This is a genomic window from Roseobacter sp. HKCCD5988 (assembly GCF_037830355.1).
GTDB lineage: Bacteria > Pseudomonadota > Alphaproteobacteria > Rhodobacterales > Rhodobacteraceae > M30B80.
The window spans coordinates 1,552,861-1,565,163 of the sequence record NZ_JBBLYJ010000001.1; the positions used below are offsets into that span (position 1 = coordinate 1,552,861).

At 55.1% G+C, this 12,303-nt stretch carries 12 protein-coding genes; 5 read left to right on the forward strand and 7 right to left on the reverse strand.

The features are described 5' to 3' along the window. Positions 1-18: 18 nt before the first annotated feature. Genes AAC636_RS07670 through AAC636_RS07680 form a run of 3 tightly spaced genes read right to left on the reverse strand, consistent with a single transcriptional unit; the run spans position 19 to position 2,497 of the window. A complete protein-coding gene (locus AAC636_RS07670) occupies positions 19-939 on the reverse strand; it encodes a ribokinase (protein ID WP_340300996.1) in 921 nt (306 codons plus the stop codon). 9 nt (positions 940-948) lie between these two features. After that, positions 949-1,401 carry an RbsD/FucU family protein gene (locus tag AAC636_RS07675; protein ID WP_340242635.1) on the reverse strand — a complete coding sequence of 151 codons (453 nt, stop codon included), beginning with the start codon at positions 1,399-1,401 and terminating at the stop codon, positions 949-951. A gap of 31 nt (positions 1,402-1,432) precedes the next feature. After that, on the reverse strand, positions 1,433-2,497 hold the full coding sequence (locus AAC636_RS07680) for an ABC transporter ATP-binding protein (RefSeq protein ID WP_340300997.1): 1,065 nt from the start codon (positions 2,495-2,497) through the stop codon (positions 1,433-1,435). A gap of 222 nt (positions 2,498-2,719) precedes the next feature. Between AAC636_RS07680 and AAC636_RS07685 the strand changes: the two genes are divergently transcribed. From AAC636_RS07685 to AAC636_RS07700, 4 genes are all read left to right on the forward strand, one after another. After that, entirely contained in the window at positions 2,720-4,357 is a 1,638-nt protein-coding gene (locus AAC636_RS07685; RefSeq protein ID WP_340296495.1) for an extracellular solute-binding protein, read from the forward strand. 82 nt (positions 4,358-4,439) lie between these two features. Then, complete coding sequence (locus AAC636_RS07690; protein WP_340300998.1) at positions 4,440-5,621, forward strand: carbohydrate ABC transporter permease; 1,182 nt, start codon at positions 4,440-4,442, stop codon at positions 5,619-5,621. A 1-nt stretch (position 5,622) separates the two neighbouring features. Further along, a complete protein-coding gene (locus tag AAC636_RS07695) occupies positions 5,623-6,540 on the forward strand; it encodes a carbohydrate ABC transporter permease (RefSeq protein ID WP_317654729.1) in 918 nt (305 codons plus the stop codon). Next, complete coding sequence (locus AAC636_RS07700; RefSeq protein ID WP_340300999.1) at positions 6,540-6,995, forward strand: RbsD/FucU family protein; 456 nt, start codon at positions 6,540-6,542, stop codon at positions 6,993-6,995. The genes AAC636_RS07695 and AAC636_RS07700 overlap by 1 nt, the downstream gene beginning before the upstream one ends. Before the next feature lie 13 nt (positions 6,996-7,008). Here AAC636_RS07700 and AAC636_RS07705 read toward each other — a convergent pair whose 3' ends face one another. The 4 genes from AAC636_RS07705 to AAC636_RS07720 are packed head-to-tail and all read right to left on the reverse strand — an operon-like array spanning position 7,009 to position 11,152. Further along, positions 7,009-7,749, reverse strand: a complete 741-nt coding sequence (locus AAC636_RS07705; RefSeq protein WP_340301000.1) for a creatininase family protein — start codon at positions 7,747-7,749, stop codon at positions 7,009-7,011. After that, entirely contained in the window at positions 7,749-9,245 is a 1,497-nt protein-coding gene (locus tag AAC636_RS07710; RefSeq protein ID WP_340301001.1) for an FGGY-family carbohydrate kinase, read from the reverse strand. Before AAC636_RS07710 ends, AAC636_RS07705 begins: the two co-directional genes overlap by 1 nt. 15 nt (positions 9,246-9,260) lie before the next feature. After that, on the reverse strand, positions 9,261-10,352 hold the full coding sequence (locus AAC636_RS07715) for a M42 family metallopeptidase (protein WP_340301002.1): 1,092 nt from the start codon (positions 10,350-10,352) through the stop codon (positions 9,261-9,263). Next, positions 10,349-11,152, reverse strand: a complete 804-nt coding sequence (locus AAC636_RS07720) for a BtpA/SgcQ family protein (protein ID WP_340301003.1) — start codon at positions 11,150-11,152, stop codon at positions 10,349-10,351. Before AAC636_RS07720 ends, AAC636_RS07715 begins: the two co-directional genes overlap by 4 nt. A 106-nt stretch (positions 11,153-11,258) precedes the next feature. On the opposite strand from AAC636_RS07720, the gene AAC636_RS07725 reads away from it, so the two are divergent. After that, positions 11,259-12,284, forward strand: coding sequence for an aldo/keto reductase (locus tag AAC636_RS07725; RefSeq protein ID WP_340301004.1), 1,026 nt, complete (start codon positions 11,259-11,261; stop codon positions 12,282-12,284). Positions 12,285-12,303: the final 19 nt, after the last annotated feature.

Sequence of the window (12,303 nt, forward strand, 5' to 3'; positions counted from 1 at the left end):
GCAATCACAAAGCGCGACTTACGAGGACACGACCGCCTCAATCTCGGGGCGGGTTGGCATTGCGGGGGCCGTGCCTTGGCGGGTGACAGACAGGCTTGCAGTCGCGCACGCAAAGCGTAACGCGGCCTCGATCCCCTGCCCTTCGGCAAGCGCCACAGCAAAGCCGCCATTGAACGCATCCCCCGCGCCCGTTGTCTCGACCACCGCGCCGCAGTTAAAGGCGGGTTGGTGCAGGGTTTGCTGGCCGTCATGGTAAAGGGCGCCTTGCTCACCCAAGGTTATCACCGCCGCCTTGGCACCAAGATTAAGCAATTTTTGCGCGGCCAATTGCGCAGTTTCAGGCGTGGTCACCTTCACCCCTGTCAACTGCTCCGCCTCAATCTCATTGGGCGTCACATAATCACAAAGGCCCAAGATATCCCGCCCTAATTCTTGCGCAGGTGCGGGGTTTAAGATCGTCAGCGCCCCTGCGGATTTCGCCATGCTCAACCCGTGCTTTGCAGCGGACAAAGGTTGTTCAAGTTGGGTCATGAAAACCTTTGCCGTGTTGATGACGCTGGCGCGCGCCTCAAGATCGGCAACCGCGATCTCCGCGGCCGCACCGGGGCTGACGATAATCGCGTTATTGCCGCTGCCCTCTTCGATAAAGATATACGCAGCCCCCGTATAGCTTTCGGGGTGGTGGCTGACATGGGGGGTCACGCCGCACTCGGCCCAAAGATCAAGCGCCATCTTGGCAAAATCATCTTGGCCAAGCCGCGTGATCATATGCACATCCCCGCCTGCCTTGGCGGCCGCAACCGATTGGTTCGACCCTTTGCCACCTGGCCCCAACACAAAACGTGATCCAATCAGCGTCTCGCCCATCACGGGCTGACGCGGCGCGGTATAGGCCGTATCAGCCACAAATACGCCCAAAATCACAATCGCCTTAGACATCCATTTCCCCTATGCGTCAGGGCCAATCACGCCTTTGCGCAACATGAAGCAGCCATAAAAACGCCGCTCGCCCGTTTGAATCACAGCATAGCTTTGCCGCGCCATATCATAAAAGGCAAATCGCTCAATGCTGATCATGGGCCGCTCCGCCCCTTCGGCGGCGTTGATTTTTTGCTGCACCTCGGCCTGAACGGCGGGGATTGTGTCAGGCTCGCCCACAATTTCCATACGGCCTGCAAAATCATCAACAAAAGTATCAAGGGGCATGACCGAAAGAACCGCCTCGACCGCCTCGGCCGCGGTGAGGTTATCCATGCGCAAAAGGTTGCCGTAAACCGTGGCGCGGGCAACCGAGTCGGATGGAAAATTCGTGTCCGCAATGATCAGAACATCGCCATGCCCCATCATGCGCAAAACATGCAAAACATCGGCATTAAGCCTTGGATCAATTCCTTTCAGCATGATACCCCCCCTTTTTCTCGAATAGTGATGATCACACGCGTTCTTTGGTGGATTTATCGAAAATATGCAGGTCATCTGGATCAGCCGTCATCGTGATCGTTTGACCCACCTTGAAATCGCGCCGCTCGCGCGAGATCAGTGTAAAATCCTGCCCCGTGCTATGGCGCAACATCACATGTGTCTCTGAACCTGTTGGCTCGATCACTGAAATCGTGCCAGAAATCCCCTTATCCGCAATTTGCAAGGCCTCGGGACGGATGCCGATGATGACCTGTTGGCCTTCGGCAACGCCCGCCCCTTTTGGCAAGGAAACCACCGCACCACCGATCTGCGCCGCCAAAGAACGCCCAGATTTGACCACCTGCCCTTCAAAGAAATTCATCGAAGGGCTGCCGATAAAGCCCGCAACAAAGACGTTGCGCGGGCGGTCGTACAACTCAAGTGGGGTGCCAATTTGTTCGATATAGCCGCCCTGCATGACCACAATCTTATCGGCCATGGTCATCGCTTCGATTTGGTCATGGGTCACATAAACGGTGGTTGTTTGTAGCCTTTGGTGCAATTCCCGAATTTCGGTGCGCATTTGCACGCGCAATTTCGCATCTAGGTTTGAAAGTGGCTCATCAAACAGAAACACCTGCGGATCACGGACGATTGCACGCCCCATAGCAACTCGCTGGCGCTGCCCGCCTGATAATGCACGGGGATAGCGATCAAGATAAGGGATCAGGCCCAAAATCTCAGCTGCGTGATCAACGCGACTGTTGACCTCGGCCTTATCCATGCCGCGCATCCGCAGCGAAAAGGCCATATTCGCACGCACTGTCTTGTGAGGATAAAGTGCATAATTTTGGAACACCATAGCAATATCGCGCTCAGCCGGTGGCAAATTATTCACGATACGATCACCAATTTGGACTGTACCACTCGTTATACCCTCAAGACCTGCGATCATACGCAAAAGAGTTGATTTACCACAACCAGACGGGCCAACTAAAACAACAAACTCACCGTGTTCGATGTCTAAATCCAAACCATGCAAAACCATCACATCACTGTAGGACTTCATCAGCGATCGTATTTCTAACCCTGCCATGCTCATGTTCCTTAAGTCAGTCGGCCTTTAACAACTAAATCGAAAGTCTTTCTCTGTCCATTCCAGATGCATACTAACATGTTAGAATCTTGACAGAATGATTGCTGGCTGGAAAGATAATATCGCTAGCAACTAAAAAATATTCAAACGTCGGACTCAGCTAGCGTCGAAACTGCACAAGTTAAGCGAAGATATCTGGGAGGATAAGTCGTGAAAGTTGAAATGTATAAAGCTATTGTGGCTGCACAGATGAGCCGCCGTAATATGCTCAAAGGTGCCGCCAGCGTCGGCGCAATTGCCGCCGTAGGTGGCGCTGGTGCCTTGACAGCACCTAAAGTTGCGAACGCAGCAGGTCATAGTGACGTCCGCGCTCAAATTCTACAAATTCCGGGGGTAGGAATGGGCTCACCGACCGATGCAGACTGGCAGCGCGTTGGAGAGTTATGCCTTGGTCCGGTCCGAGAGAATGTTGCGGAAGGCGAATTTGAAGGTGTTGAACTGACTTTCTTGGGCCTCAACAACCAAAACCTGCATAACTTCTTGTTCCGCGGGTTCCTCAAGCCATGGGAGGCCTACACAGGCGCGAAGATCAACTGGATCGACCTTGCACAGGCCGATTATAACCCCCGCTTGCAGCAGGCAATTGCCACTGGCACAGTTGACTTCGACATCATCGAAATGGGCGCCCCATTTGAAGGCGACACAGCAGGCAAGGGTCTGTTGGATGAAATGCCAGAATGGGTGAAAGACCAGATCGAAGCCGATGATTTGGTTGGGTATTTGCAACCACCTGTGGGCACATGGGATGGCAAAACATATCGCATCACCATTGATGGAGACTGCCATACATTCTGCTATCGCAAGGATTACTTCGGCGATGGCGCAATCGGTGGGGCCGAAGTGCCAAGCACATGGCAACAGGTGAACCAAGTGACCAAGGATTTGGTGGGCAAGACCGACCCCCTCACTGGTCTGCCTGCGCATGGCTATCTTGACCCGCTGAAAGGCTGGGGCGGTTTTGGCTTCTACTTTATTGCCAACCGCGCTGCCGCCTATGCCAAGCACCCAAGTGACCCAGCATGGCTGTTTGATCCAGACACCATGGCCCCACGGGTAAACAATCCCGCATGGGTTCAGGCCATCCAAGACGTGATGGATTTGATCGAGACTCCAGGTGCATACCCTGCAGATCAGATCAATGCTGACCCCGGGACAACAGGCTTCCAGCAATTCTTGGCTGGCACAGGTTCGATGCTAATGTGGTGGGGTGATATTGGCTCCAACGCACGCACATCAGATACGTCCGTAGTCGGTGACGTTGTAGGCTTTGGCATTAATCCGGGCTCAGACCGGGTCTACAACTCGCAGACGGGCCAGTGGGAAGACACCTACAACGAGGCGCCCAACATGGCCTATTTGGGCTGGGGCATCTATGTCACCAAAAACGTGCAGGGTGATGACCTTAAGCGTAAAGCTGCTTGGTCTGCGGCGGCGCATCTTGGCGGCAAAGATATATCCTTGTGGATGTCCGCATATCCATCGGGCTTCCAGCCCTATCGTAACTCGCACTTCCAATATGACGAGTGGGAAGCAGCGGGCTATGACCGCGATTATGTTGAGGATTATTTGGGCTCGAACGCGGATAGCTACAACCACCCTAACGCGGCAATTGAACCGCGTATCCCTGGTATCTTCCAATACTACTCGGTGGCGGAAGACGAACTGGCCAAAGGGTTTGCCGGCCAATACGGATCGGCACAAGAGACCGCCGATGCGATTGCCGCTGCCTGGGAAGGCATCACCGATCAAATCGGTAGAGACACTCAAATCAGCCTCTATCGCGCCTCTCTCGGGCTCTAAGGGCAAAAACACGCTGTGGCCGATCTTTCGGGGTCGGCCACAGACTTGTTAATCCATTTACACGATAAATCGGGCGATAAGCATGGAAGACGGCGACAGGCTTCACGTGGTGACGGCAGATCACATTTCGGATCAACGCCGCCGTTTGGGAAAAACCCTTGTCTGGGGATCAGCCGCGCTGATGGCATTGATTATGGCCGTACAAACCCTCGATGGGATTGGCACACTGTCCATCGGGTTTGAAAATTGGCGGCCCTCCCTCTATGCGTATCTATTTTGGTCAACCTGCCTTTGCGTGTCGCAGGTTTTGATCCGCGGCGAACATGGAAAACGCACATTGTTTGTTCTGCCCGCCGCGTTATTTGTGATCTCTATGGTGGTGTTCCCGCTGCTCTTTGGATTGGTCATTGCCTTTTCAGATTGGAACCTCTCCTCGCCCGATGGGCGGCAATTTAATGGCATCGACAATCTGCGGCAGATGGCGGGCGACCCGTTTTACTGGAACGCGATGCGCAACATGTTTTGGTATACCGCCGCGATTGTTGTGGAATATACGGTTGCCTTTGGCCTTGCCCTGTTGCTGAACGGGCAAATTCGAGGGCGCAAATTCTTTCGTGTGGCCTTCCTTCTGCCATTGATGCTGTCCCCCGTTGCGGTCAGCTGGATGATTGGTAAATCCATGTTGGAAATCCGCTTTGGCCCGATTTCGCGCTTTATGCGCTATATCGCCTCCGAGCCTTCAGCCGACCTGCCTGCCCCGCTGTTTTTGATTGGCTCCTATATCAGCGATTTTGGTCAATGGTTGGGATGGGCAAGCCCGTCCTTCTTCGGCTCTGCGGGGGTTGCACGTGCGATGATCATGATGATGGACGCGTGGACGTTCATCCCCTTCATGATGATCATGATCCTTGCAGGGCTTCAGGCAATCCCGCGCGAATTGTTCGAAGCGGCCGAGGTCGATGGCGCCTCGAAATGGCGACAATTTTGGGAGGTGACCTTCCCCTTAATGTTGCCCGTTTCCATCACTGCGATTTTGATCCGCATTATCTTTAAGCTCAAATTGGCGGATATCATCATCAACATCACCTCGGGCGGGCCAGGCGGCGCGACCGATAGTGTAACCAGCTTTATTTTCCGAGAATATCGTGACCGATCCAATGTGGGATATGGCACGCTTTTGGCGATTGTTTATTTGGTTGTGATCGTGATTGCGATGACAATCCTAATGAAACTAGCAGATCGCTGGATGAAACCGAGGTATTAAAATGTCGGCGCAGATTTTCAAAGACAGTGACACTGACCGCAAATTTCGCCCCGTTTGGTATCTCTCGCGCGGCCTGATCTATGGCGTGTTGATTCTTTGGGCCGTTGTGTGCCTGTTTCCAATTTTTTGGACAGCCACAACAGCGTTTAAGACCGCGCCTGATGTGATGCAGGGCAATATCATCCCTTGGGCAGATTTCACGCCCAATTGGTTGGGGTGGCGGTCGCTTGGCCTGTCACCTGATACAATCGGAAATGAATCCACTGTGCGCGAAGAATTTCTCAAGCGATTTTGGAATTCGACCGTTGTCTCTGTCACCGCTTCGTTTTTTGCGGTGGTTTTGGGCAGTTGCGCCGCATATGGACTGTCGCGGTTTAGCTATAAATTTGGCTTCATGCGCAATTCGGACATCTCATTCTTTTTTCTCAGCCAGTTGATCCTGCCGCCTGTGGTTTTGGCCCTGCCCTTTTTGGTTTTATATAAATCGCTTGATCTTCTTGACACGCGGATCGGGTTGATCTTGCTTTATACGCTGACGGTTCTGCCCATTGTTATTTGGATCATGCGGGATCAGTTCAGCTCAATCCCGACCGAGTTGGAAGAAGCAGCTTTGGTGGATGGTTTGTCGATCTGGGGGGCCTTTAGCACCATTGTGATGCCAATCGCCCTGCCCGGTATGGTGGCCGCGTTCATCTTGTCGCTTGTGCTGACATGGAACGAGTATTTCTTTGCAGCACTTCTGACCTCGTCTGCGGCAAAGACCTTGCCTGTGATGGTGGCCTCACAAACGGGCTCACAGGGCATTTCATGGTGGTCTATGGCGGCGCTGTCCTTTGCGGCGATTGTGCCCTTGATCATTATCGGCATCATCCTTGAGAGATATATCATCAAAGGCATGGCGGCGGGGGCGGTAAAATAATGCTGAAGGGCATTGATCAGCGTCTTTCCGCTGAAATAGTCTATGCGCTGATGCAAATGGGGCATGGGGATGATCTGGTGATCTGTGACATCAATCACCCCGCCGTGACAATCGCAAAAGAGACGACCTATGGCAGCCTTTTGGATATGGCGGGGTGCGATATTCCGACCGCAACGCGCGCCATTCTGTCCCTCATGCCGCTCGATAGCTTTGTCCCTGCCCCCGTTAGGCGGATGCAAGTTGTGGGTGACCCAGAAGGCGTAGTGCCCATTTTCGGCAAGATGCAGAAGGTTCTGGATGCCTCAAACGGCGCACCTGTCTTGGTCGAGGCCCTGGAACGATTTGCCTTCTACGAGGCCGCAAAGCGGGCCTTTTGTATCATTCGCACCGCCGATAGTGGGCCTTACGGCTGCTTTATCCTGAAAAAAGGTGTGGTGGATTTAACACCACTTTAGCGCGCGCGGGGTGTTAGCTCAGGCGCTTGCGCATCTCAGCCATGATCAAGGACACCCCTTTCGCGCCAAGCTCTGGTGTCGCTTCGGTCGCGCTGGACGTATACCATGCTGTGTTCTGCGCCATGCGTGCAGCCTCGACCACATCGGGGGCAAGCTCCATCATCAGGGCAGTTTCCCCTGCCCCTGCATGATCAAAGGGATAATGCGCCTTCACCTCGGGCCCCATGAGCGGGTGAATTTTGATCCAGTTGAAGGGGTCGCTGCCCGTGGCGTGCTCAGCATAGTAATCGACCATAGCGTTATCGCCCCACCACCCTTCGCCACGCGTCTCTTGCAGATACCGAAACAAGGCGCGCCGCGCCGCGAATTTGAACGCCAGATCGGTTGGCATACCTGCGGTGAAGTTTTCCGATTGGTGATGGATAATGCCGTGAATATTGCGAAACCCGATGCGCAAAAGCGCAAAAAACATATCCTCGGCCAGTGCCGAAATTTTGGATGCATCAATATCCATGCTGCCCGTGCCCTCTGGCCCCGCTACCGCATAACTGGCCGCGCCATAGGCAAAGGGCGGTAGGATCACCAAATCCATCTCCGCCTCAAGACGCGTGAGGATCTCTGTGACCGCCAAGAGATCCATCCCAACAGCCATATGTTCGCCGTGATATTCCATAACCCCAAGCGCCAAGGCGACAGGCGTGTTATCGGCAATCGCATGCCGAATTTGATGGGGCAACATCCGCTCGAACCGCATTACTGCCCCCCAGCTAGGCTATGCGCCACGCCGCGGCTGTCCTCGTATAATTGGCGAAACAGCTTATAGTGACGGGTATGCGCCGCACTATGATTGGGCGCCACTTCGTGGGTGGCAGGGTTCCATTTGCTGATATCCTCAGGCCGCGCAGCCCCAATGGCGCAGGCGGCAAGGAATGCGTCCCCAAATGACGCGCCGATGGTCTTTTCACAGACGATCTGCGGGATATTCCCAAAATCTGAGGTTGCCTGTAACCACAGCGGGTTTTTCGTGCCGCCCCCAACCGCCAAACAGCGTTCGGGTGCATGGCCAATCTCGCGATAGGTTTCGATAACATGGGCGGTTCCCATCGCGATCCCCTCAATCAAGGCGCGATAGATGTCGCCACGGCTATGGGTCAGGTTCAGGCCAAAAATCGCCCCTTTGGCCAGCGGGTCATGGATCGGCGTCCTTTCGCCCGAAAAATAGGGCAAGACCAAAACGCCATTAGCCCCCACGGGGGAGGCCGCCGCCTCCTGCGCCAAGGCACCAAAGGCCGTGTCCTTTGGCAGGTCAGGCGCAAACCTGTCGCGAAACCAATGGGTCAGCGTGCCCGATGTCGCAAGACCCGCCATTGAGGCGTGGCTGTCGGGCCAAAGCCATGGTGCATACCACAGCCGTGCGTCACTCACCCTTTCTGCGGTGCGCTGTATGATAAAGATGGTAGAGCCATACATCATCATCATGTCACCCGCCTCTTGCACCCCGACACTCAGCGCCTCGGCGGCGGCATCAATTGTTCCTGCCGTGACGGGGGTGCCAACGGCCAATCCCGTCTGCGCTGCGGCCTGTTCGGTCACCCGCCCTGCAATCTCACTTGACCATAAAAGGCGCGGCAAACGCCCCGTTTCGATGATCTGATCGCTTAAGGATTGCGTCCAGTCCTGTGTGGTTACATCGTAAAGCGGGCTGAAATTTGCGGCCGTGTAATGGTCAATGACATATTCCCCCGTCAGGCGATGCACGAGAAACGAGGTCGAGGTCAGAATTTTCGCTGTGGCCGCATAAAGATCGGGCTGCGTCTCTTTGAGCCATAGGATTTTTGGCCCCACAGATTGCGAGGTCAGCGCGTTGCCGCAGCGTGCCAAGATCTGATCTTCGCCAATCTCAGCATTAAGGCGGTCAATTTGCGCGGTGGCGCGGGTATCCACCCCATAAAGCACGCCATTCATCAAGGGCGTGCCTGCGGCATCCACGGGCAGCATACAGGGGCCGATGGCTGAGGTGGCGATGCAAGCAATCTCCTGCGGATCAACCCCAGACTGGGCAAGCAGCGCCTTGGTGACCGCAACGAAATCATCCCACCAATCTTCTTCTGCGCGATGCTCGGCCCAACCCGCGCGTGGCACGATCATCTCATGTCTGACAGCGGCCTGCGCCAAAATCTGGCCGACCTCATTGGTCAAAACACCCTTTGTCTCATAGGTGCCAATGTCTACGCCAAGAAACACGGCCATAGCCCAAGCCCCCCTTTAATCGCGGTTGAGATTGAAATCAGGGTCAATTTGCGCAAGCCCTGTTTCAAGAAGCTGCGCAAGATCAGTCAAATCACTGAGCGCGCAAACCTCGAGACTGGAATGGGTGTAGCGGCATGGAAAGCCCAAATCGATTGCGGCAACACCCTGCCCCATCTGCTGAATATAGGATAGGTCAGTCAAAACCCCGACCTGCGCGCTGCGCTGCAGGGGCAGATTGGCCGTTTTGGCAGCGCCTTCGAATAGGGCTACCATCTTAGGGTGCGGGATCACACCATTGAGGGTGCCCCGACCATGAAAGGAATAGAGCGACATTCCGGGGCCACCGCCCAAAACCATCTCCCCCCGATCCGCCATGTCGGGCGTGTCACAGGCCAGCATCAGATCCAATTGTATGGCAATATCAGGCTGCAAAATTTGTGCAGCAGACATTGCACCCCGCAAATTGAATTCTTCTTGAACCGAAAAGACGATGGCAACAGGCGGCCCTGATTTGCGCGCTTGAAGGCGCGCGGCCAAATCCAGAAGAACGGCACAGCCCGCGCGATCATCAACGGCTGTGCCCGCAATGCGGCCATTTGCCAATTCGATCACATTGGGCCGATAGACCACGGGCGTGCCGATTTGCACCCCTGCGGCCTCTGCCTCGGCCTTGGCTGTAAAGCCTGCATCAATGCGGATCTGCGGCGTGGTCAAAACCTGATATTTCTCGTCAGGGGTGGTTGCGTGATGCGATTTATTGGCAATCACAGCATCAATATCACGCCCCTCCCCGATACAGAGCCGCACCGCCTGCGAGGCTTGCGCACGCTCGGGCACGCCGCCCATGCGTTCAACCCTGATGCTGCCATCTTGTTCGATTTTACGCACAAAGAACCCAAGCTGATCCATATGCGCAAAAACCATCACGGACGGCGCATAAGGATCGCCTGAAAACCGCGCGATGAGATTGCCGAGCCTGTCGGTTTCATGCGCAATACCCATTTGCGACAAACGCGCCGCAATCGCGCGGCGCACCCGATCCTCATGGCCTGACAGGCCCACGATCTGCATCAGATCAATAAGATCTTTTTTTAATTGCTCGCTCATCTGATTGCTCGCACCCGATCCATGAAATCCTTGGCCCGATCAGGATCAACCGCGTTCCATGTGTGCCCATCCACCTTGAGCGCCGATCCAATAATACAGCCATCCGAGACCCGCATAACATCGGCCACAGTTTCATGCTTAACGCCTGTATTCGCCAAAACGGGCGCATCGGGCACAGCCGCTTTGACGCTTTCGAGATCCTCCATTTTCGCGGCCTCACCCGTGATGGTGCCTGAGACTAGAACCGCATCAGGGATAGACGAGAACACGGCGCTGCGCGCACGATCCGCGACCGAGCGCTGATCAAGGCTATAGGCGAATTCGGCACTAATGTTGAAAAACTTTGCAACATCGCCCGCGCCGACACGCGCGCCATAGCGATAGGCCGCACCCGCATCAGGCGCCCAAACCCCCATATCCGAGGCATAGGTGCCCGTGAAAATCTCACGCACAAAACGCGCGCCCGTTGCCGCCGCCAAAGCAAGGCTTGCTTTGGGATCCCACAAAACATTCACGCCAAAGGGTACAGTGATCTCATCGCGCAGCCGACCGATGACATAGGCCATGGTCGCAGTCGAGGCAGTATCTACATTCAATTCATAGGGGCGATCATTCTCATTTCCAAACATCACCGCATCAACGCCTGCGGCCTGCAAGGCGTGCAAATCTTTCCTGCAGCCTGCAATCAACCCCTCAATACCTGCCTCTGCATCATAGAGCGGCGCACTTGGCAGGGCGCCGAAATGAACCATGGCGATGACAGGTTTCTTATCCCCAAAAATAGCTTTGAATTTCTGCACGACACTCTCCCATGCGCGACCTGCGCGAGACATAGCCTAACGTGAAACTATCTTGCATCCAAGGCAAAACATACTAGCATGTCAGTTAAACCTTGGAGGGAGCAGAATGATCAAATTTCGCAATTGGGATCGCCTTGGAAATGGCGGGCTGAGGCTGAGCGAGCTCGGGTTTGGCGCGGCCCCTTTGGGCAATCTCTATCGCGCGATCTCTGAGGAGGATGCGCAAAACACCCTGCAAGATGCGTGGGATGCAGGGTTGCGGTATTTCGATACTGCACCGCTTTATGGGCTTGGCCTCTCTGAGACGCGGATCAACCATTTTCTGCGGGGTAAACCGCGCGAAGACTATGTGATCTCGACCAAGGTTGGGCGGCTGATGCAGGTCACAGCACCAGAGGCGCGGGATGGGTTCGGGAAATGGTTTGATGTGCCCGCGCGGCGCGAGGTGTTCGATTATAGCTATGATGGTGTGATGCGCTCTTTTGAGACCTCGCTTGAGCGCTTGGGAATAGACCGCATTGATGTGCTTTATGTGCATGATCTTGACCTCTTCACCCACAAGACCGATGCCGTGCTTGAGGAAAAGCGCGCCGCATTCATGGGGGGGGGCTTGGCCGCGCTGACCGCATTGCGTGATCAAGGGGTGATCACGGCATTTGGTGCGGGTCTGAATGAATGGCAAGCGTCACAATGGCTGGCCGAGCGTGGCGATTTCGATATCTTCCTTCTTGCGGGCCGCTACACGCTGCTTGAGCAAGAGGCGCTTGAAACCTTTCTCCCCCTCTCCGCCGCGCGTGGAATTGGGATTGTCATTGGCGGCCCCTATAATTCGGGCATTTTGGCGACAGGTGCGCGCGAGGGGGCGTATTTCAACTATGACCCTGCCCCGCGACACATCTTGGACAAGGTCGCGGCCATTGAGGCGGTTTGTGCCGCGCATGATGTGCGCCTTGTCGATGCCGCCTTTCGGTTTCCGCTGATGCATCCATCGGTGATCTCGGTGATCCCAGGAGGGCAAAGCCCTGCAGAAATGGCCAGCAATCTGCGCGCGGCACAGGCGCAAATCCCGCCCGCCCTTTGGTCTGATCTCAAATCCGCAGGATTGATGCGCCAAGACGCACCAACCGCCTAAATTCGCAACGGGGAGACGA

Excerpts from the sequence above, each read along its gene's own strand:
- AAC636_RS07705 (WP_340301000.1), bottom strand. The coding sequence starts at position 7,749 with ATGCGGTTCGAGCGGATGTTGCCCCATCAAATTCGGCATGCGATTGCC.
- AAC636_RS07725 (WP_340301004.1), top strand. The coding sequence starts at position 11,259 with ATGATCAAATTTCGCAATTGGGATCGCCTTGGAAATGGCGGGCTGAGG.
- AAC636_RS07710 (WP_340301001.1), bottom strand. The coding sequence starts at position 9,245 with ATGGCCGTGTTTCTTGGCGTAGACATTGGCACCTATGAGACAAAGGGT.
- AAC636_RS07680 (WP_340300997.1), bottom strand. The coding sequence starts at position 2,497 with ATGGCAGGGTTAGAAATACGATCGCTGATGAAGTCCTACAGTGATGTG.
- AAC636_RS07715 (WP_340301002.1), bottom strand. The coding sequence starts at position 10,352 with ATGAGCGAGCAATTAAAAAAAGATCTTATTGATCTGATGCAGATCGTG.
- AAC636_RS07685 (WP_340296495.1), top strand. The coding sequence starts at position 2,720 with ATGTATAAAGCTATTGTGGCTGCACAGATGAGCCGCCGTAATATGCTC.
- AAC636_RS07690 (WP_340300998.1), top strand. The coding sequence starts at position 4,440 with ATGGAAGACGGCGACAGGCTTCACGTGGTGACGGCAGATCACATTTCG.
- AAC636_RS07675 (WP_340242635.1), bottom strand. The coding sequence starts at position 1,401 with ATGCTGAAAGGAATTGATCCAAGGCTTAATGCCGATGTTTTGCATGTT.
- AAC636_RS07695 (WP_317654729.1), top strand. The coding sequence starts at position 5,623 with ATGTCGGCGCAGATTTTCAAAGACAGTGACACTGACCGCAAATTTCGC.
- AAC636_RS07670 (WP_340300996.1), bottom strand. The coding sequence starts at position 939 with ATGTCTAAGGCGATTGTGATTTTGGGCGTATTTGTGGCTGATACGGCC.
- AAC636_RS07700 (WP_340300999.1), top strand. The coding sequence starts at position 6,540 with ATGCTGAAGGGCATTGATCAGCGTCTTTCCGCTGAAATAGTCTATGCG.